Source organism: Kushneria konosiri, from assembly GCF_002155145.1.
GTDB classification, from domain to species: domain Bacteria; phylum Pseudomonadota; class Gammaproteobacteria; order Pseudomonadales; family Halomonadaceae; genus Kushneria; species Kushneria konosiri.
In genome coordinates this window covers 710,399-729,826 of the sequence record NZ_CP021323.1, presented here as the reverse complement: position 1 = coordinate 729,826, position 19,428 = coordinate 710,399, and the positions used below count along the sequence as shown (strand labels likewise).

At 59.6% G+C, this 19,428-nt stretch carries 16 protein-coding genes; 12 read left to right on the top strand and 4 right to left on the bottom strand.

Features of this window, described 5'->3' with window-relative positions; translation table 11 throughout:
- Nucleotides 1-36: 36 nt before the first annotated feature.
- Genes B9G99_RS03375 through B9G99_RS03365 form a run of 3 tightly spaced genes read left to right on the top strand, consistent with a single transcriptional unit; the run spans nucleotide 37 to nucleotide 3,979 of the window.
- Nucleotides 37-1,170, top strand: a complete 1,134-nt coding sequence (locus B9G99_RS03375; RefSeq protein WP_086620755.1) for a TAXI family TRAP transporter solute-binding subunit — start codon at nucleotides 37-39, stop codon at nucleotides 1,168-1,170.
- 8 nt (nucleotides 1,171-1,178) lie between these two features.
- Nucleotides 1,179-1,733, top strand: a complete 555-nt coding sequence (locus B9G99_RS03370; protein WP_227875916.1) for a DUF1850 domain-containing protein — start codon at nucleotides 1,179-1,181, stop codon at nucleotides 1,731-1,733.
- Nucleotides 1,730-3,979, top strand: a complete 2,250-nt coding sequence (locus B9G99_RS03365; RefSeq protein ID WP_086620754.1) for a TRAP transporter permease — start codon at nucleotides 1,730-1,732, stop codon at nucleotides 3,977-3,979. Before B9G99_RS03370 ends, B9G99_RS03365 begins: the two co-directional genes overlap by 4 nt.
- Nucleotides 3,980-4,006: 27 nt before the next feature.
- Here the strand turns inward: B9G99_RS03365 and B9G99_RS03360 are convergent, their stop codons facing one another.
- The 3 genes from B9G99_RS03360 to B9G99_RS03350 all read right to left on the bottom strand — a co-directional run bounded on the left by B9G99_RS03360 (nucleotide 4,007) and on the right by B9G99_RS03350 (nucleotide 6,031).
- Nucleotides 4,007-5,008, bottom strand: coding sequence for an LLM class flavin-dependent oxidoreductase (locus B9G99_RS03360; RefSeq protein ID WP_086620753.1), 1,002 nt, complete (start codon nucleotides 5,006-5,008; stop codon nucleotides 4,007-4,009).
- A 171-nt stretch (nucleotides 5,009-5,179) separates the two neighbouring features.
- Nucleotides 5,180-5,509 (bottom strand): hypothetical protein, encoded by a 330-nt coding sequence (locus B9G99_RS03355; RefSeq protein WP_086620752.1) that lies wholly within the window; start codon nucleotides 5,507-5,509, stop codon nucleotides 5,180-5,182.
- 258 nt (nucleotides 5,510-5,767) lie between these two features.
- Complete coding sequence (locus B9G99_RS03350) at nucleotides 5,768-6,031, bottom strand: type B 50S ribosomal protein L31 (protein WP_086620751.1); 264 nt, start codon at nucleotides 6,029-6,031, stop codon at nucleotides 5,768-5,770.
- Nucleotides 6,032-6,281: 250 nt separating this feature from the next.
- Between B9G99_RS03350 and B9G99_RS03345 the strand changes: the two genes are divergently transcribed.
- Nucleotides 6,282-8,639, top strand: a complete 2,358-nt coding sequence (locus B9G99_RS03345) for a mechanosensitive ion channel family protein (protein ID WP_227875915.1) — start codon at nucleotides 6,282-6,284, stop codon at nucleotides 8,637-8,639.
- Between the two features lie 8 nt (nucleotides 8,640-8,647).
- Here the strand turns inward: B9G99_RS03345 and B9G99_RS03340 are convergent, their stop codons facing one another.
- Nucleotides 8,648-9,673, bottom strand: coding sequence for a LacI family DNA-binding transcriptional regulator (locus B9G99_RS03340; RefSeq protein ID WP_086620750.1), 1,026 nt, complete (start codon nucleotides 9,671-9,673; stop codon nucleotides 8,648-8,650).
- A gap of 349 nt (nucleotides 9,674-10,022) precedes the next feature.
- Here B9G99_RS03340 and B9G99_RS03335 point away from each other — a divergent pair, with 349 nt between their 5' ends.
- From B9G99_RS03335 to B9G99_RS03300, 8 genes are all read left to right on the top strand, one after another.
- A complete protein-coding gene (locus tag B9G99_RS03335) occupies nucleotides 10,023-11,330 on the top strand; it encodes an ABC transporter substrate-binding protein (RefSeq protein WP_086620749.1) in 1,308 nt (435 codons plus the stop codon).
- A 102-nt stretch (nucleotides 11,331-11,432) separates the two neighbouring features.
- The gene (locus tag B9G99_RS03330) at nucleotides 11,433-12,335 is read left to right on the top strand and encodes a carbohydrate ABC transporter permease (RefSeq protein WP_086620748.1); all 903 of its coding nucleotides are present in this window, start codon (nucleotides 11,433-11,435) and stop codon (nucleotides 12,333-12,335) included.
- Nucleotides 12,332-13,186, top strand: a complete 855-nt coding sequence (locus B9G99_RS03325; protein WP_086620747.1) for a carbohydrate ABC transporter permease — start codon at nucleotides 12,332-12,334, stop codon at nucleotides 13,184-13,186. The genes B9G99_RS03330 and B9G99_RS03325 overlap by 4 nt, the downstream gene beginning before the upstream one ends.
- Before the next feature lie 57 nt (nucleotides 13,187-13,243).
- Nucleotides 13,244-14,395 carry an ABC transporter ATP-binding protein gene (locus tag B9G99_RS03320; protein WP_086620746.1) on the top strand — a complete coding sequence of 384 codons (1,152 nt, stop codon included), beginning with the start codon at nucleotides 13,244-13,246 and terminating at the stop codon, nucleotides 14,393-14,395.
- Between the two features lie 61 nt (nucleotides 14,396-14,456).
- Nucleotides 14,457-15,926: a mannitol dehydrogenase family protein gene (locus tag B9G99_RS03315; protein ID WP_086620745.1), complete on the top strand. Its 1,470-nt coding sequence runs from the start codon at nucleotides 14,457-14,459 to the stop codon at nucleotides 15,924-15,926.
- A 38-nt stretch (nucleotides 15,927-15,964) separates the two neighbouring features.
- The gene (gene xylB / locus B9G99_RS03310; RefSeq protein WP_086620744.1) at nucleotides 15,965-17,467 is read left to right on the top strand and encodes a xylulokinase; all 1,503 of its coding nucleotides are present in this window, start codon (nucleotides 15,965-15,967) and stop codon (nucleotides 17,465-17,467) included.
- A 100-nt stretch (nucleotides 17,468-17,567) separates the two neighbouring features.
- Nucleotides 17,568-18,527 (top strand): transaldolase, encoded by a 960-nt coding sequence (tal, locus tag B9G99_RS03305; protein WP_086620743.1) that lies wholly within the window; start codon nucleotides 17,568-17,570, stop codon nucleotides 18,525-18,527.
- 97 nt (nucleotides 18,528-18,624) lie between these two features.
- Nucleotides 18,625-19,296, top strand: a complete 672-nt coding sequence (locus B9G99_RS03300; RefSeq protein ID WP_086620742.1) for a nucleoside/nucleotide kinase family protein — start codon at nucleotides 18,625-18,627, stop codon at nucleotides 19,294-19,296.
- The last annotated feature ends 132 nt before the right edge of the window (nucleotides 19,297-19,428 follow it).

Sequence of the window (19,428 nt, the reverse complement as noted above, 5' to 3'; positions counted from 1 at the left end):
GGGCGTGCGAATACCAATGAATCAGGGGATGGCACCATGAATTACAAAGGCGGATTGATCGCGGCCTCACTGGCACTGCTGATGCTGGGTGGCTGCGGCGATGACAGCGATAGCCAGAAGGCCGACAGCAGCGCAAGCGCTCAGCCGGACAGTGCCGACACTCAGGGTGGCAGCAGCGAGGCAGGTAGCAGCAGCGAGGCTGCGGCAGAGCCGGTGCAGCTGGTCTTTGGGACCGGGGGGACCTCCGGGGCCTATTACGCGCTGGGGGGCGCATTGAAGTCCGTGCTTGAAGCCAGCCCGGTGATCAGTAACGTTCAGGTCGTCTCGACAGGTGCGTCGGTACAAAACATTCAAAACATTCAGGACGGTCTGAATCAACTGGCCATCGTCATGAGCGATGTGGCCTATGACGCCGTCAATGGCAAGAACCAGTTCGAGAACAACCCGGCCGATATCACGGCGATCGCCGGGCTGTATCCCAACGTGGTTCAGGTCGTGGCGCTTGATAACAGCGGTATCAACAGCATCGCGGACATGGCCGGCAAGCGCATCGGTGTCGGTCAGGTCGGTTCGGGCGTGGAAGCCAGTGCCAAGATTGCCCTGTCTGCGGCCGGCCTTGATTATGATGATCTGGCGCGTGTCAGCCACACCGGCTATGCCGACAGCGTGACCGAAATGAGCAACGGCAACCTTGACGCTGCGTTTTTCACTTCGGGCGTGCCCAACAGCAACATTACCGGCCTGATGCAGAGCCGGGACATCAAGTTCGTCAACATCGATGGCGATACCGCCAAAAAACTGATGGATGACTATCCCTACTACCAGAGCTACACCATTCCTGCCGGTGCTGCCGAACGCTACGACCTCTCCGAGCCGGTCAACACCGTGTCCATTCGCAACCTTCTGATTGCACCGGCCAGCATGCGCGACGATGTGGCCGAGGATCTGGCCCGCCGCTTTGATGAGTATCTCAATTCCGGTCAGGTTGCGGTGGGGGCCCTGAAGGAAGTCGGCTCCGACACCTTGGACCAGGGTCTGATCGTGCCGGTACATCCCGGAGCTAAGCGTTATTACGACAGCCGGCAGGAGAGCGCTGGGGGTGGTGCCGAGTCTGACACCAGTGGCAGCGACGCCGCCGATAACAACGCAAACAGCAACGACGCTGGCTGAGTCAGCGCGTGTCCCATCGTCGCGGCTGGCTGGTGCTGTATGCACTGGTGTTGCTGCTGGTGTTTTGCTGGCCCCGGCCATGGCTGGTGGTCAGCGAACGCCATGTCGGTAGTGCTGATGAACGGCGCTACGCGTTCTCCGGCGATGATGGGACACGGTTTTCGCTGCGCTGGCAGCATTCAGTCGAGCGTGAAGACTGGGTTGAAACCTTCGAGTTGACCCCGGGCGGCATCAATGTGGTGCGCAGTCGCTTCAAGACCTTTGGTGCTGGCGTTCCGGATTCCGGTCGGCCCAGCCGTCTCGAGCACGGCTGGGTCGTTCTGGACGGTCTTCACCGATCTGTAGATCCCTTGCTGGTACAGGCCGCCGAGCGCGAGCATTATCGCCTTGGATATGGCGGACACTGGTTCGACCTCGCCGCACTCGGACCGGCCCCGATCCTGCATTTTCAACAACAACGTCTGCCACCAATCATGGTCATGGCAGCCCTGTGGCGCCCCTGGTGGCACCGAATGACCCGTGGGCACCAGAATCCCTGGGACGGTACGGAGAGAACAACATGAACACACGGGTGGATAGCCGTGATATCCCGGACGACAAGCATGATGGTGCCGAGCTGCCCGGAGGCCTGGCAGGTAGTCAGGATACCGCAGCGCTGGACCCGGCCCTGCTGGAGAAATATGACCGCGAGAGTGCCATTCGCCACAGCCTGCCGACCTTCTTTGCCCGTGTGGTCACCGTTCTCGGCGTGCTGCTGGCGCTTTTCCACCTCTATACCTCAACGGCCGGGCCGCTGATCGATATTCAGCAGCGCAGCATTCACCTCTACACGCTGCTGGCGCTGGCCTTTGTGCTCTATCCCTTCACCCGCAAGGGCGCGCGCGATCGGGTGCCGATTCGTGACGTGATTCTGGCAGTATTGGCGCTTGGTATCGGCGTTTACATGATCCTTTCCACCCAGCGAATCATTCTGGCCGCCGGGCGTATCACGGATCTGGATATGGTGGTTGGTATCGTGGCCATTCTGCTGGTGCTGGATGCCACCCGTCGTGTGACCGGCTGGGGCCTGACACTGCTGGCCACGGCCTTTCTGGCCTATGGCATCTACGCTCGGCTGTCGTTCTACCCCGAACTGAATCCAAACATCCTGATGGCCATCGGCCGTCAGCTGATGTCGCATCTGGTCTACATCACCGAAGGTCTGCTGGGCTCGGCCATTGCCGTGTCGGCCAGCTATATCATTTTGTTCATCCTGTTTGGCGCCTTTCTGGGCAAGTCGGGGTTGGGTCAGTTGTTCAATGACCTGGCGCTGGCGGTAGCGGGTCACTCCCGTGGCGGGCCGGCCAAGGTGGCGGTGATCGCCAGTGGTTTTCTGGGCTCAATCAACGGCTCGGCGATTGCCAACGTGGTCACGACCGGTGCCTTCACCATTCCGTTGATGAAAAAGACCGGCTACAAGCCAAACTTTGCCGGTGCCGTGGAAGCCGCGGCCAGCGTCGGTGGCCAGATTCTGCCCCCCATCATGGGGGCGGCCGCCTTCATCATGGCCGAAGTGCTGTCGGTGCCTTATACCCAGGTCATGCTGGCCGGCATTATCCCGGCACTGCTCTTTTATCTCGGCGTTCTGATCCAGGTTCACCTGCGCGCGTTGCGCAACGGTCTCAAGGGCATTCCGCGGGATCAGCTCTCGCCGGTAAGGGCGGTCATGATCGAGCGCGGCCACCTTCTGATTCCCATGGCGGTGTTGATCTGGCTGCTGGCCGATGGGCGTGCGCCGTTTTTTGCTGCCTTCTGGTCGATCGGCGCCACGGTGTTGATCTGCGGTACGCGTCGCGTGGTCATCGGGTTATCCCTGATTCTGCTGGCGCTGATCTTTCAGCCGCAGCTGGAAGGGGTGATCGTGGGTCGCGGCATTCCGGATGTCGGCATTGATCGACTGTGGCTGCTGGCAGTGATTGTGGTACCGGTGGTGGTCAATGCGCTGCGGGCCAGCAAGGGCATCGTTGCCGAGACCATGACTGCGCGTGATTGCGTCGATGCTATGGAAGGCGGCATTCGCAACGCCATTCCGGTCGCCGTTGCCTGTGGAGCCGTGGGCATTATCGTGGGCGTTGCCACGCTTACCGGCATCGCGCTGGAGGCGGCCGATGCTGTTGTGGCGCTTGGCTCGCAGATTCCCAGTCCGATGATTCAGCTGATGGTCACGCTGCTTCTGACCATGCTGGCGTCCATCGTGCTGGGCATGGGGCTGCCCAGTATCCCGACCTACATCATTACCAGCACCATGGCAGCGCCGATTCTTTTGAACCTGCCGCTGTTTCGCGAGCTTTCGGGCAGCAACGACACGGCCGTGTTCGTGGCGCACATGTTTGTGTTCTACTTCGGCATCTTTGCCAACCTGACGCCGCCGGTAGCACTGGCTGCCTATGCCGGTGCCGGTATCAGCGGTGGCTCACCCAATGCCACCGGCTTTCAGGCCATGAAACTCGCCATTGCGGGATTTGTGGTGCCCTTCATGTTCGTTTTCGCCCACGAAATGCTGATGATTGATTCCACGGTGGCCAATATCTCGGTGGTGCTGGTGACCAGCGTGGCGGGCGTTACCCTGCTGGCGGTGGCAGCAGAGGGCTATCTGTGGACGAAGGTCAACATGGTCGTGCGGATACTGTCGCTCGTGGGGGCCTTGATGCTGATCTTCCCGGGCGTCTGGACCGACATCGGTGGCGCGGCGATCGCCGTGATCGTGTTTGTCACCAACCGGGCGCTGGCCGCCAGGGAAGGGGCAGGGGCGTCAGGCAGCCCTGCCTGACGCCTGTCGAGTCACCGGTCGGGACGCTTAACGGCGTCCCGACCGGATGTCGGCGAGGATTTCGTAGCTGCGCAGCCGGTCGGCATGATCGAAGAAATCCGAGTTGACCATCACTTCATTGACCCCCGTACGCTCGATAAAGGCCTCAAGTTCACGACGAACGGTGTCCGGTCCACCCACGATTGAAGCGCCCAGATTGTTGGAGATGGCCGCCTGCTCATGCGGGCTCCAGTCCATTTCCCGCACCGGGGGTGCCAGCTGGATACGACGTCCGCGAATGAGCGATAAAAATTTCTGCTGCTGTGTCGTGGCCTGATACTGCGCCTCTTCATCGGTGTCGGCCGCGATCAGCGGAATGCCGGCCATTGCGTAGGGCTCGTCGAGTACTTCCGAGGGCTGGAACTGACTGCGATACAGTCGTAGTGCTTCCATCATGTAGCCCGGAGCAAACTGGCCGGCAAAGGCGAATGGCAGGCCCAGGTGCGCCGCGAGCTGCGCGCTGTAGCCGCTGGAACCCAGCAACCAGAGCGGTACATGGGTGCCCTGTCCCGGCCAGGCACTGACGCGCTGTCCTGGCTGCTCATCGCCCAGATAGCGAGCGAGTTCTGCCACCTGCTGGGGAAAGTCATGCACCCCGCTTTGAGGATTGCGGCCCAGTGCGGCGATGGTGGCGCCATCGGTGCCCGGGGCGCGCCCCAGCCCCAGATCGATGCGATCGGGATAGAGTGTTGCCAGCGTGCCGAACTGCTCGGCGACCACCAGGGGAGGGTGGTTGGGCAGCATGACGCCACCGGACCCGACCCGGATGGTCGAAGTGGCGCCGGCCACATGGCCGATCAGCACCGAAGTGGCCGCGCTGGCGATGCCGGCGGCGTTGTGGTGCTCGGCCAGCCAGAAACGGTGATAGCCCAGCGCCTCGGCGTGACGCGCCAGAGACACCGTGTTGTCGAACGTCTCACGGATGGTGCCGCCCTGACGCACGGGTGCCAGATCCAGTACGGACAGGCGAGTATTGGCAAGTAGGGACATGATGGCCTCTGTTCGTTGCGAAATAGCGCTGCTACCAGCATATCATTAGCAGGCTTATTATGTGTGACGTCGGGGCGTGCTATCGATAATTCAACAGGGGAAAATCATGTGGTCGGTCACAAAAAAAGCCGGCAGGGCCGACTTTTTCAGTAACGAATCAAAACATTTGCGTCAGTGATGCTGTGCGTGAGGATCGCGGCGAATTTCGTATTCACCTTCAAGCGTGGCGTGGTTTCCGTTCGGTGCTGTCTGACCCTGCCATGTGCGCCCCTGCTGATTGGCATGCTTTTTCATGCGGTGGCGTACCAGCGGCATCATGGCCCATCCCAGCAGAACGAAAAACAGGGCCAGCACGCTGCCGAGCATCAGAAGAAGACCAAACACCATCCATGCGCCCAGCATTTTCAGTGCGCCGGGCTGACGAGAGGGCTGTGCGGCCCGGGCGCGTGCCTTCATCTCTTCGGCCATGCGCCAGGCGGCGTTATAACTCTGATCTGCCATGTAAACACTCCTCACGGGTAGTGGCTGAATCAAAATGGCTGATAATAAGACAATAGCGCTTGTGGCAGGTTCATGCCCAATCGCGTGATTCAGTTTTATGTCAGGGGGTATGTCAGAGAGGCGTGCATATCTTGCGGTGGGGCGGGCAGTGCAGCCCTGACGCCCGAAAGAAAGCCTTTCGGGCATACAGGAGCGCTGCGTGTTCGGAATATCGGCCCGAACAAGGCCTGGTGACTCGGGCGAAGAGCGCCCGGAGTCTTACTGCGCGTTGTTGCGCGTGCCGAAGTTGCCGAAGCGACGACGGAACTGCGCTGCACGACCTTCGGAGCTGGCCTGACGCTGCTGGCCGGTATAGAAGGGATGCGAGGCGGAAGAAATATCCAGACGTACCAGCGGATAGGTCTCGCCTTCAAACTCGATGGTTTCGCTGGTGCTTACCGTCGAACGAATCTTGAAGTGTGTATCGGCATTGGTGTCGTGGAAGATCACCGTGCGGTACTGGGGATGGATGCCTGCTTTCATGGCGCGCTCCGGAAAGATGTTGGTCAGCCAAATTTAATGGCCGGGTATGATGGGCCAGCGTCAATATTTTTTCAACCGTTTTCCGGTCCGGCTCGACCCGTTTGAACGGTTTTCAGCCGTGATGATCGAGAAGAATGGCGCCATTTGATGGAGCGAGCGGCGTTTTCCCCATAATGGAGTGTCATGACTTGTCGACCTGGCTTGACCAGGTCACTCTGCCTGCCGGTTGGATGGAAAGGAAGATCAGTGGATGCAGGCGACAACAGGGCTTTGGACGCTGACAGCCATGCGCCGACTGGGCGCAATGATAATGCTGGCGATGATTGTACTGGCCGGGACGCCGAAGGCACATGCTTCGGCCGCCGAGCTTGCCGGGCTGGGTGGGGGAAACAAGGAGGGCGCCGGCGGCAGTGAGCAGGTCTCTCCCCAGCAGATGCGTGATTCGCTGGATCAGCTGATTTCGACGCTTGAAAACAGCGAGCAGCGAGCCTCGCTGCTCAAGGGGTTGCGTGAGCTTCGCGAGGCCAGTCAGGCGCGTATCGACGGCGACAGTGGTGAAGGCGCGTCCGGGCGCGGATTACTCGGCGCGCTGGCCACCACCTTTGAGGAGGTGACCGGTCAGAACGGAGAAGGGCGCAGTCTGATCGAGAGCTGGCAGCGCCGGGGCAACAGTGCGCTGGACGATCTGTCCGAACGATTTGGCAATCGTGACAGCCGCTGGTCATTGATTCGCGACTTTCTGATGACGCTGGCAGTACAGCTGGTCATCGGGCTGCTGCTTTACACGCTGATCCGGGTGGTGGGCAAACATTATGGTGTCATTCAGCGACTGCCCGAGCAGCCGACCGCCGTCACGCTGATACGTTACTGTCTGCGCCGACTGCTGCCCATGGGCGTGGCCTTTGCGGCCACCCTGGTGATGACCTTTCGAATGGGGCCTTCACCCGGCATGATACTGGCCACGACGCTGGGATGGGCGGCGCTTTGCGGCATGGTCTTTGCCTCGGTCTGTGAGGTGGTCTTTTCGCTGTTTTCCTGGGGGCATCGGCGCACGGCGCTGCGGCTGCTGCGCCAGCAGGCGGCATGGCCGCTTTTTTACATCGGCAGCGTGGCCGCACTGGGCGATGCCCTGAATGCCAATCTGCTGACCGAGGCGCTGGGCAGCAGTCTGGCCGGCTTCAGCGCCGAGATCGTCAACATTGCCGCGGTGCTTCTGACCGGCTTTTTCGTGGTGCGCTTTCGCCGCCCGATTCGTCATCTGATTCGTAACCGCCCGCTGAGCCAGCGTCGTGAGGGTGGCGCCATCAGTGACCTGATTCAGGTGCTGGGCAAGGTCTGGCACATTCCGGCGCTATTGATCGTTGCCGCTTCGCTGCTGGCCATTCTGACCTACAGCGGTGACGTGCGCTCGGTCTTTGCTCGGGCGCTGCTCACGGCCGGGCTCATGATCGTAACCCTGATCGTGACCGGTCTTTTGCGGCGCAACAGTCAGCAGGTGCGCCAGCGGCCGCGCCGCTCGCTCTATGTCAGGCGTCTGACCCGATTTGGTTATGTGCTGTGCCATCTGGCCTGCTGGATCATCTTTGCCGAGTGTGCCGCTCAGGCGTGGGGTTTTTCGATACTCAATCTTGGACGCACCGGGGGCGTGGGCGAGCGTATTGCCCGGCCGCTGATCAGTATCGGCCTGACGGTGCTGATCTGCTGGCTGATCTGGATTCTGACCGACACGGCCATTCATCGTGCCATGACCTCCACCTCGCGCTCCCAGCGCGGGCGCGCACGACGGGCCCGGGCCGAGACGATCACGCCCCTGATGCGCAATGTGGTGTTTGTCACCATTCTGGTGATCGGGACGATCGTGGCCCTGGCCAATCTGGGCGTGAATGTGACACCGCTGCTGGCCGGTGCCGGTGTGATCGGTCTGGCGGTCGGCTTTGGTGCTCAGACGCTGGTGCAGGATCTGATCACCGGCATTTTCATTCTGGTAGAAGACACACTTGCCATCGATGACTTTGTCGATGTGGGTGGCAATCTGGGGACGGTTGAAAAGCTCAGTCTGCGTACCATTCGGCTGCGCGATCTGGATGGCATTGTGCATTCAGTGCCTTTCAGTCAGATCAAGGCGGTGCAGAACTACTCGCGCGAGTTCGGCTACGCCATGTTCCGTGTGCGCGTGCCGCAGCGCATGACCATCGATCGGGCCATCGAGATGATTGAGGAGACCGCTGGCGGCATGCGTAATGATCCGCTGTTTCGCTTCAAGATCTGGTCGGCGCTCGAGATGCAGGGGGTGGAAAGCTTTACCGAAGGCTCGGCCATCGTACGAGCACGCTTTCGTACCGCCCCGGTCATGCAGTGGGAGGTAGCGCGTGAATTCAATTTGCGTCTCAAGCGGCGCATGGATGAAGAAGGCTTCGATCTGGCCGTGCCACGCACTAGCGTCCATCTGGAAAATCTCGATGGCCTGCTGGAACATCTACGAGGCGGACGCCCGGGCGAGGCGCGCCGGGAGGTTATGGTTGCCCCTCCCGACTCACATGACGAAGGGACAGATGCCGGCGGCGCGCCGGATGGCGCCCCGCCGGACGGTGGGGCGTCGCGCCCCTGACACTGTCATCAGGTTGTTTCGCCCGGCAGATGAAGATGGCCCCGTACAACCTGGCGAGACCCGCGTCGGCTGCCGGCGCGCAGGGCGTCCTCGATAAGGTCCATGGCCTGCGTGGCCATGGTCTTTAGATCATGGCGAATGGAGGGGAGGTCCATACCGAGCAGTTCGGCGCAGGCGATGCCGTCGATGCAGAACAGACGGGGGCCGCCGGGCTTCCCGGGCAGGGCGAGTCCGGCGCGTCGATAGGCGGCCAGAATGCCCAGAGTGATCTGGTTATTGATGCCGATCAGGGCATCAGGCAGCGGGGGTTGATCGAGTCTGTTATCCAGAAACTGCTCGGCAGGCGTCATCGAAAAATCCCCGTAGTGCACCTCCAGCGTGATGTGACTGCCTGCCATGGCTTCACGTATTCCTGATACCCGCCCGATGGTGACCAGCGAGTCCGGTGGCCCGGAGAGAATCAGCAGTCGCTCGACCGGCTGTTCTCTCATCCACATTCCTGCCTGATAGCCGCAATCCAGATTGTCGATATAGACGCCGCCATAATGGGGGGCCGCGACTTCCCTATCCACCAGAATGACGGCAATGCCTGCCTTTTCCAGCCGCTCGAAATAGGGGGGGCGATAGCGTCTGTCAGCAGAGATGACGGTCAGGATGATGCCGTCCACGCCGCAGGCAATCAGACGGTCCACGGCGGCTTCTTCCTGAGCGGCTGAGTCATGGGAATCCATGATCAGCACATCCATGCGGCGCGCTTCTCCCTGCTGGCTGAAGGCGCAGGCCAGTTCATGAAAAAAGGGGTTGTCCAGTTGAGGGTTGATGACGCCAATGACCGGGCGCCTGTCTTCCTCGCTCGCCAAACGCTGCCTTGCCACGTACCCCATCGCCTGTGCCACGTCGAGTACCCGCTGACGGGTCTGGGGGTGCAGCTGTTCGGGGGCGCTGAACGCGCGGGATACCGTGATCGTGCTGACCCCGGCAGCCCGGGCAACATCCTTTAGACGAACCCTTGTGGAAGATGATGGCGGTTCCATGAGGTGTCCTGATTTGTAATGGCGACAAGAACAGCATCGGTAGCGTCATGATGCCGTTCATCAATATCTATCATTTTCTGTCATCTTCGGCGTCTTAAAAATGCTCAAGGGAAGTACACCATTCGTCGGTATAAAAGTCTGTTGCTTTTCTACATTAGAACGTCAATTGGTCTAACAAAATATAAGTTAATGATATTTAGATGTTTTTTGTTTTATCGCGAGGTTGCCTTAACGCTGGTCCTGTTGAACGATAGGCACATAACAATGAATGTTAAAAAATGACAAAAATGTTGCTCATCTCTGTGCCTCTTGCAACAGGGGCCCACCAACACCCGGGGTAATCTCTACAATGAAAACACCATGGATCATGCTGCTGGCGGGACTTGGGTGCGCAGGCCTTGCGCAGGCACAGACCACCATTACGGTGGCCACTGTCAATAATCCGGATATGGTCACCATGCAGAAGATGACCAAGGCCTTTACCGAGGCGCATCCGGATATCAAGGTCAACTATGTGACGCTGGCCGAGAACGAACTGCGTCAAAAGATTACGACCGATATCTCAAGCGGTGGCGGTCAATACGATGTCATTACGGTCAGCAACTATGAAACGCCCATCTGGGCCAAAAACGGTTGGCTCAAGGCGATGGATCATCTGCCGGACAGCTATCGGGTCGACGACCTGATCCCCAGCGTGCGTCAGGGTCTTTCCTATGAAGACAAGCCCTACGCACTACCGTTTTATGCCGAATCTTCCATGACCTATTATCGCAAGGACCTGTTCGAAAAGGCCGGCATCGAGATGCCCGACCAGCCGACCTGGAGCCAGATCAAGGATTTTGCACAAAAGGTACATGATCCCAAAAACGGGGTTTATGGCATCTGTCTGCGTGGTCTGCCCGGCTGGGGCGAGAACATGGCGCTATTCAGTACCATGGTCAACAGTTTTGGAGGACGCTGGTTCAACGAGCAGTGGGAGCCTCAGCTGACCTCAGAGGCCTGGCATGAGGCCGCCAACGCCTACAAGACCCTTCTGACGCAGTACGGCCCGCCGGGATCGACCTCCAACGGCTTTACCGAGAGCGAGACGCTCTTTGCCAACGGCCAGTGCGGCATGTGGGTGGATTCTACCGTTGCAGCCGGCTATCTCTCCAATCCTGATAACTCGAAGGTGCATGAGCATGTAGGCTTTGCTCGCGCGCCGCACGAGAAAACCGAGGCCGGCTCCAGCTGGCTGTATGCGTGGGCGCTGGCAGTCCCTGAGTCGGCAGATCATCCCGAAGCGGCACAGACCTTTGTTGACTGGGCAACCTCGGCGGATTACATCCAGAGTGTGGCTGACCAGTATGGCTGGCTGTCGGTTCCACCGGGGACGCGTCAATCGACCTATGAGAGTCAGGGGTACCAGAAGGTCGCACCCTTCGCCGATCTGGTCGAAAAGGCCATCCAGAGTGCTGATCCGGAGCATCCAACCGCTGAGCCCGTGCCCTATACCGGCATTCAGTTCATCAGCATTCCGCAGTTCCAAGCCATCGGCACGCGAGTGGGGCAGATCATGGCCGGTATCCTGAGCGGTCAGACCAGCGTGGATGAGGGGCTTGATCAGGCGCAGGCCTTTACCGAGCGGCTGATGCGCCGCGCCGATGTGGCGAAGTAGTCCACAGATACGGTCACCGGCATTCGGTGACCCGCGCGACCACGCGGGCATCCCCCGCGTGGTTTCCTCCGTTGATGACTTCCGCCATGCGAGGCCTGTGACATGAGCGATCCTTCATCCAATCCATCTTCCAGACAGCGTGCGCCGACCAAGCGCCTGATGGCGCCGTCGGTGCTGTTTCTGCTGGTCTGGATGATTGTCCCTCTGGCGATGACGCTGTATTACTCGCTGCAGGACTACAACCTGATGATGCCGGACATGCGCGGTTTCGCCGGGTTTTTGAGTTATGAACTGCTCTTTACCGACCCTGTTTTCTGGGATGCCCTGCTCAATACGCTGCTGCTGGTCGCGACCTGCCTTCTGGTGACGGTTGTGGCGGGACTGGCGCTGGCACTTTTGTTCAATCGCACCTTTGTAGGGCGAGGCATTGCCAGAACGCTGGCCATTTCACCGTTTTTTGTCATGCCGGTGGTGACCGGTCTGATCTGGAAGTACATGCTGCTGGACCCGGTTTACGGGCTGTTTTCATGGGTCATGCGCTCGATGGGGTTTGAGCCCATCCAGTGGCTTTCCAGCTATCCGCTGTTGTCGGTGGTCATGATGATCAGCTGGGAGTGGACGCCCTTTGCGCTGTTGATTCTGCTCACCGGTCTACAGTCGCTGCCCGAGGATCAGCTCGAGGCAGTACGTCTGGATGGCGCCAATCGCTGGCAGGAGTTTCGACATATCGTACTGCCGCATCTGGGGCAGGTGCTGTATGTCGTCATCATGCTCGAGAGCATCTTCTTTTTGACCTCCTTTGCCGAGATCTACGCCACCACCAGCGGCGGCCCGGGCACGGCGACCACCAATCTGCCGTACTACATCTATCTGGGCGCGTTTTTCCAGTATGACATCGGGCTCTCTTCGGCGGCGGCCATCGGTGCTGTCGTGCTTGCCAACATCTGCGCCATATTCCTGATCCGGTTTGTGGCCGGTAACCTCAACGCAGGGAGCCAGCGATGACGTCATCTACCATTGATCAAACGCCCGGTCGCAAAAAGTCCACCGGCGGCACATTACTGACGCTGCTGGCCTGGCTGATCGGCATCACCATGTTCTTCCCGATCCTCTGGGTGGTGCTGACGGCGCTCAAGACCGAGCAGACAGCGTTCAGCATGACGCCGACCTTCATTTTCTCGCCAACGCTTGAGAGCTTCAAAAGCGCGCTGGCCCAGGGCAGCGGATACTGGCACTACGCCCTCAACTCGGTCATCACGGCGGTGGGGTCAACGCTGGTGGGGCTGGCGCTGGCGATACCGGCGGCCTATGCGATGGCGTTTTATCCCTCAAAACGCACGGACTTTACGCTGGTCTGGATGGTGTCGACCAAGTTCATCCCGGCCGTGGGAGTGTTGATTCCGGTCTTTCTGGTCTATCGCTCCCTTGGGCTTCTGGACACGCGTCTGGGCCTGACGATGCTGTTCACCTCCATGAACCTGCCCATCATGGTATGGATGGTGTACTCCTATTTCCGCGACATTCCGGTAGATATTGTCGAAGCTGCCAGCATCGACGGGGCCAGCACGGCTCAGACCATGTTTCGTGTCATTTTGCCGCTGGCACTGCCGGGTCTGGCATCGACCGGGCTTCTGGCCCTGATTCTGGCCTGGAACGAGTCGTTCTGGAGCCTGACCATGACCGACTACCACGCGGCGACCCTGGCCGTGTACACGGCATCGTTCAAGAGTGGCGAAGGGCTTTTCTGGGCGCGACTGTCGGCCGCCTCGGTACTGACCATTGCGCCCATCGTGGTGCTGGGCTGGTTTGCTCAGCGTCAGATGGTTCGCGGACTGACCTTTGGCGCCGTCAAATAGGCGCATCGAATGGATCTGCGCAGCCGGATGGCTGTGCCTGGAAAAGGAAGCGCTTCGATGGCGATTGTAGAACTTAAAGATGTAGCCAAACGCTACGACAGCATGCCGGGCAAAAAGAGTGGCGAGCAGGCCAATGCGGTCGAGGATTTCAACCTGATCACAAAAGATGGCGAGTTTGTGGTGCTGGTCGGCCCCTCCGGCTGCGGTAAATCCACCACCATGCGCATGATAGCCGGCCTTGAGCACAACACGGCCGGTGAGATCCGCATCAACGGTCAGGACGTTAGTGCCGTTGAGCCGCGTGATCGCGACATCGCCATGGTGTTTCAAAGCTACGCGCTCTATCCGCACATGAGCGTTTATCACAACATGGCCTTTGCACTTGAACTCAAGAAAACGCCAAAGGATGAGGTGAAAAAACGCGTTCAGGAGGCGGCCAGAATTCTTGATATCGAGCATCTGCTGGATCGCAAGCCGCGGGCGCTTTCCGGTGGTCAGCGCCAGCGTGTGGCACTCGGGCGGGCGCTGGTGCGCCAGCCCCAGGTCTTTTTGATGGATGAGCCCCTGTCCAACCTGGACGCGCGTCTGCGCGTCGAGATGCGCGCCGAAATTACCCGGCTTCATCGTCGCCTGGGTGTGACCACCTTCTACGTCACCCATGATCAGACCGAGGCCATGACCATGGGGCAGCGCATTGTGGTCATGCGCGACGGCCGCATTCAGCAGATCGACACGCCCTACAATCTTTATGAACGTCCGGTGAACCGCTTTGTGGCCGGCTTTATCGGTACGCCGTCGATGAATTTCCTCAAGGCCGATTATCAGGGGGATGCACTCAAGGGTGAGGGCTTCTCATGCACCCTGAGCCCGCGCCAGCAGTCGGCACTGGGTGACAGTGGCCAGCGTTCGCAGTGCTGGCTGGGCATTCGTCCAGAGCATCTGCATCGGGCCGATGAGGTCAGCGGCAACGGTCGTCTTGAGGGAAGCGTTGAAGTTGTCGAGCCGCTGGGGCCGGTCACCATGGCGCAGGTACGGGTGGGAGATACCCTCGTCACGGCCCAGCTGGCCGCGCATCTGGACGTGCAGATCGGTGACACACTGGCACTGGCCTTTGATCCGGATCATGTCCATCTTTTTGATATCGACAGCGACAAGGCGCTGGGGCTCGAGACAGACCCGGCGACATCCTCGGCACAGGCCACCGCGTAACCAGACCACCGGTTGATCCCGGCATCTACAATAGACGTCCGACAACACAGGGAGTGACGGCATGACAGCGCTGAAGGCAGGCAATCTTGATCAGTTGGGTGGTGATGTCTCGCTGCCTGGCTACCACCGTGATGATGTCAGTGTCGGCATCCTTCATTTCGGTGTCGGGGGCTTTCATCGCGCCCACCAGGCCATGTATCTCGATGCGCTGATGAAGGAAGGCAAGGCGATGGACTTCGGCATCTGCGGTGTCGGGGTCATGCCGGGTGACCGGCGCATGCAGGAGGTCCTCAAGGCGCAGGACGGGCTTTATACCCTGGTGCAGAAGCATTCCGACGGGCGCTGGGAAGCTCAGGTGATCGGCTCGATCGTCGACTATCTCTACGCCCCTGATGATCCCGAAGCGGTCATCCAGCGTCTGGCGGCAGAGACGACCCGCATCGTCTCGCTGACCGTCACCGAAGGCGGCTACAACTTTCATCATGTCACCGGCGAGTTCAACTTCGACAATCCTGATGTGCGTCATGATCTGGATGCCAGCGTCGTGCCAAAAACCTTTTTCGGCCTGATTGTCGAGGCGCTTGCGCGCCGTCGCGAGAAGGGCATGGCGCCGTTTACGATCATGTCCTGTGACAACATCCAGGGCAACGGCGATGTGGCTAAGGAGTCCTTTGTGGCCTTTGCACGCAGCCGTGATCCGGCACTGGGCGACTGGGTTGAAAGTGAGGTGAATTTTCCCAACTCGATGGTGGATCGCATCACGCCGGTGACCACCGATGAGGATCGCGAGCAGATCAGGGCGCGCTTTGGCATCGAGGACGGCTGGCCGGTGGTGTGTGAACCCTTCACCCAGTGGGTGCTGGAGGATCATTTCAACCAGGGGCGCCCGGCCTATGAAGAGGTCGGCGTTCAGGTCGTCGATGACGTCATGCCCTACGAGCTGATGAAGCTGCGCCTTTTGAACGCCAGTCATCAGGCCCTGACCTATTTTGGCTACCTCGACGGTTATCGCTACGCCCACGAGGTTTGTCAGGACGAGCTGTACGCCGACTTTCTGCTCAACTACATGGTCGAGGAGGGCACGCCGACGCTCTCGCCCGTACCCGGGGTCGATCTTGATGATTATCGTCGCACCCTGATCGAGCGCTTTGCCAATCCCGAGATTCGTGACACCCTGGCAAGGCTGTGCGCCGAGAGTTCCGATCGCATTCCAAAGTGGCTTTTGCCGGTGATTCGCGAGCAGCTCGAGCGCGATGGCGAGATCAAGCGCTCGGCGGCGGTCGTGGCCAGCTGGGCCCGCTACGCCGAAGGCGTTGATGAGCAGAATGAACCGATCGAGATCGTTGATCGCATGAAAGAGGAACTTCACGAGATTGCGCAACACAATCGCGACAATCCGCTGGCCTTTATCGAAAATCGGGAAGTGTTCGGCGATCTGGTCGATAACGAACGCTTTGTGGAAGCCTATACCCGGGCACTTTCCCGCCTGCATCAGCAGGGTGCGAGGGCCACGGTCGAATCAGTGCGCTAGGCTATTGTCACGACAGTACTTTCGGACAGGACAAGCTCATGTATATCGGCGTGGATTGCGGAACGCAGAGTACCAAGGTGGTGGTGCTGGATACTCAAAACGGCGTCATCATCGGTGAAGGCCAGCAGCCTCACGAGCTGATCAGCCGTGAAAGTGGACGTCGCGAACAGGATCCCACATGGTGGATCAAGGCCTTCGAGGCTGCCTTCCATCAGGCTATCGAGGCAGCGGGAATCGATGCCGGTGCCATTCGCGGTATTGGGGTCTCCGGACAGCAGCACGGCATGGTGGCCCTTGATGAGCAGAGCGTGCCGGTCTATCCGGGCAAGCTCTGGAACGACACCGAGTCCTCGAAGGAAAACGCGGAATACGTTGAAGCGCTTGGGGGCGAAAAGGGCTGTCTGGACACGCTGGGGGTGATTCCCCAGACCGGGTACACCGCCTCCAAGGTGATGTGGCTTCGTCGGCATCACCGCGATGCCTACGATCGAATCGCCCATATTCTGCTGCCACACGACTATCTCAACTTTTATCTGACCGGTGAATATAGCGCTGAATATGGTGATGCCTCGGGCACGGGGTGGTTCGATACCCGCAAGCGCTACTGGCATCGCGAGGCGTTTTCGAAAGTGGCGCCCGAGCTCGATCCGCAGCGCGTGCTGCCGCGACTGATCGAGCCGCATCAGCCGGCCGGCACCGTGCGTCGCGAAGTGGCCCGCCGTCTGGGACTGAACGATCACGTGATTGTTTCGGCCGGCGGTGGCGACAACATGATGGGGGCCATCGGTACTGGCAACATTCAGCCAGGTGCAGTGACCATGAGTCTGGGGACGTCGGGCACGCTTTATGGTTGTGCCAGCCAGCCGGCCATTACCGACAACGGACTGGTGGCCAACTTCTGCTCAAGCCACGGCGGCTGGCTGCCCTTGATCTGCACCATGAATGTGACCTCGGCCACCAGTCAGTTAAGCCAGGTGCTGGGACATGATGTTCAGGCCTTTAACGCCGCCGTGGCACGGGCGCCCATTGGTGCCGAAGGGGTCAGGGTGTTGCCGTTTTTCAACGGCGAACGCGTGCCAATGCTGCCGGAAGCCACCGGCAGTTTTCTGGGGCTTTCTGCTCATAATCTTTCGGCGGACAACCTCTGTCGGGCGGTCATGGAAGGCGCCAGCTTCGGCCTGCGCTATGGGATGGACCTGCTGGCGGATTTCGACATTCGGCCCGATCAGCTGCGTCTGGTCGGTGGCGGGGCCAATAGCGCGGTGTGGCGACAGATGATTGCCGACATCATGAATGTGGAACTGGTCTGTCCGGTCATCCGCGAGGCGGCCGCGCTGGGTGGCGCCCTGCAGGCACAGTGGTGTGATGAATACATGCAGGGACGCAAGACCGAGCTTGCCGATATCTGCCGCCATGCGGTTGATATTGACCGATCCACCCTCACATCTCCGAACGAGGATAGCGTCTCGCGCTATGCAGATGTCTACGCAGACTATGTCGAAACGCTCAAAAATCGCTATCCTGAAGCTCTGACACGGTAGAATTTTCGTTGCAGAAGCTCATGAGCCGTTTCTGCATGAATGTCGTGGCCAGTCGATGCTGCTGCGTCGGCTGGCCCCAATCGATTCGATGGAGTGATACATGGCAACTCAGCTTGAGTCCCTCAAGGCGATTTCCAAGGTCGTCGCCGATACCGGTGATCTGGAAGCGATCAAGAAATATCAGCCGCAAGACTCCACGACCAATCCGTCGCTGCTGCTCAAGGCCTTCGAGCTGGACGGCTATCAGGAGCTGATCGACAAGACGCTCAAGGAAGTGAAGCAGGAAACCGAGGGCCAGAGCCGCGAAGCGCGTCTTGAGCACGCCGTGGATCGCCTTTCGGTGGTTGTCGGTACCGAGATTACCAAGCTGGTGCCGGGACTTGTCTCTACCGAAGTGGCGTCCAAGCTTTCCTTTGACCGTGAAGGCAGCATCGAGAAGGCGCGCAAGCTGGTGGAGCTTTATGAAAAGGCCGGCGTTGGTCGCGATCGTATCCTGATCAAGCTGGCTTCCACCTGGGAAGGCATTCGCGCCGCCGAGCAGCTTCAGAGCGAAGGCATCAACTGCAACCTGACGCTGCTGTTCAGCGACGCTCAGGCGCGCGCCTGCTTCGAGGCCGGTGTCTTTCTGATTTCACCCTTCGTGGGCCGTGTCACTGACTGGTACAAGCAGCGTGACGGCGTTGAACATTACGCACCGGAAGATGATCCGGGTGTGAAGTTTGTGCGCGGCGTATGTGACTACGCCAGCAACTACGGTTATGACACCGTGGTCATGGGTGCCAGCTTCCGTAACACCGATCAGATTCTGGCGCTGGCCGGTTGCAACCGTCTGACCATCTCGCCGGACCTGCTGGAAAAGCTGGCCAATACCGAAGGCGAGGTTGAGCGCAAGGTGACCGATACCGGTGCCGGCGACAAGAAGGTCGAAAAAATGACCGAAGCCGAGTTCCGCTGGGAGCACAATCAGGACGCCATGGCCAACGACAAGCTGGCAGAGGGCATTCGCAAGTTTGCCGAAGACCAGCAAAAGCTCGAAGGCATGATCGAAAAGCGCCTGTAAAGACAGCGTTTCATTCTAAAGGGCCGGCTCCACTGGAGCCGGCCCTTTTTATGTTATCCCATTTTTCAAAAGCCCTGAGCAAAAGGTCCAGAAAAAGATGACGCCCTCTGAAAACGATATTTCAGGTCTGATGATCGATGATGCTGTCGTTGAGGCGGCCCGGTCGCTGATTCGTGATCGGCCCCGCGCGCTGCTGGGACTGGTCGGGGCGCCCGGTGCCGGCAAGTCGAGTGTCAGCGAGGCGCTGATGCACTGCCTTGGTGAGACGATGCAGGTGGTGCCGATGGATGGCTATCACCTTTCCAACCGTGAACTGGCGCGTCTGGGGCGTGCCGAGCGCAAGGGGGCGCCGGACACGTTCGATAGTGCCGGCTATGTGGCACTGCTGGAGCGGCTTCGGGCCCCGCAGCCGGATGAGATCATCTACGCCCCCGGCTTTTATCGCGAGATCGAGGAGCCGATCGCCGCCAGTATCGCGGTATCACCGCACACGCCGCTGGTGGTCACCGAGGGCAACTATCTCCTGATGGAGGAGGCGCCATGGAATCGTGTCAGATCACTGCTCGATGAAATCTGGTATGTCGAAGTCGACACCGAGCAGCGCGAACAGTGGCTGGTAGAGCGTCACATGCGATTTGGACGCAGTGAGTCTGATGCCCGAGCCTGGGTGGCCTCGACGGATCGTCCCAACGCCGAAAAAATCGAGGCCACTCGAGTGCGAGCGGATCGTCTTGTCGGCTGGGATGGCGCCTGTATTCGTTTTTTATAAACAAGACATCATTTTTTAACACGATGTCACCATTTACTCGCCGCTCTACGGCGAATGAATGATCGCATCAGTATGGCTTCAGGTTACAATCCCGATAAGGCTCTGGTGCTTTGCATCAGAGCATTTTTTTAA

What these genes read in the sequence shown, in the direction of transcription:
- B9G99_RS03315 (WP_086620745.1), top strand. Translation starts at nt 14,457, where the DNA reads ATGACAGCGCTGAAGGCAGGCAATCTTGATCAGTTGGGTGGTGATGTC.
- B9G99_RS03375 (WP_086620755.1), top strand. Translation starts at nt 37, where the DNA reads ATGAATTACAAAGGCGGATTGATCGCGGCCTCACTGGCACTGCTGATG.
- B9G99_RS03350 (WP_086620751.1), bottom strand. Translation starts at nt 6,031, where the DNA reads ATGAAAGCAGGCATCCATCCCCAGTACCGCACGGTGATCTTCCACGAC.
- B9G99_RS03325 (WP_086620747.1), top strand. Translation starts at nt 12,332, where the DNA reads ATGACGTCATCTACCATTGATCAAACGCCCGGTCGCAAAAAGTCCACC.
- tal (WP_086620743.1), top strand. Translation starts at nt 17,568, where the DNA reads ATGGCAACTCAGCTTGAGTCCCTCAAGGCGATTTCCAAGGTCGTCGCC.
- B9G99_RS03340 (WP_086620750.1), bottom strand. Translation starts at nt 9,673, where the DNA reads ATGGAACCGCCATCATCTTCCACAAGGGTTCGTCTAAAGGATGTTGCC.
- B9G99_RS03360 (WP_086620753.1), bottom strand. Translation starts at nt 5,008, where the DNA reads ATGTCCCTACTTGCCAATACTCGCCTGTCCGTACTGGATCTGGCACCC.
- B9G99_RS03300 (WP_086620742.1), top strand. Translation starts at nt 18,625, where the DNA reads ATGACGCCCTCTGAAAACGATATTTCAGGTCTGATGATCGATGATGCT.
- B9G99_RS03345 (WP_227875915.1), top strand. Translation starts at nt 6,282, where the DNA reads ATGCAGGCGACAACAGGGCTTTGGACGCTGACAGCCATGCGCCGACTG.
- B9G99_RS03330 (WP_086620748.1), top strand. Translation starts at nt 11,433, where the DNA reads ATGAGCGATCCTTCATCCAATCCATCTTCCAGACAGCGTGCGCCGACC.
- B9G99_RS03355 (WP_086620752.1), bottom strand. Translation starts at nt 5,509, where the DNA reads ATGGCAGATCAGAGTTATAACGCCGCCTGGCGCATGGCCGAAGAGATG.
- B9G99_RS03365 (WP_086620754.1), top strand. Translation starts at nt 1,730, where the DNA reads ATGAACACACGGGTGGATAGCCGTGATATCCCGGACGACAAGCATGAT.
- B9G99_RS03320 (WP_086620746.1), top strand. Translation starts at nt 13,244, where the DNA reads ATGGCGATTGTAGAACTTAAAGATGTAGCCAAACGCTACGACAGCATG.
- B9G99_RS03335 (WP_086620749.1), top strand. Translation starts at nt 10,023, where the DNA reads ATGAAAACACCATGGATCATGCTGCTGGCGGGACTTGGGTGCGCAGGC.
- xylB (WP_086620744.1), top strand. Translation starts at nt 15,965, where the DNA reads ATGTATATCGGCGTGGATTGCGGAACGCAGAGTACCAAGGTGGTGGTG.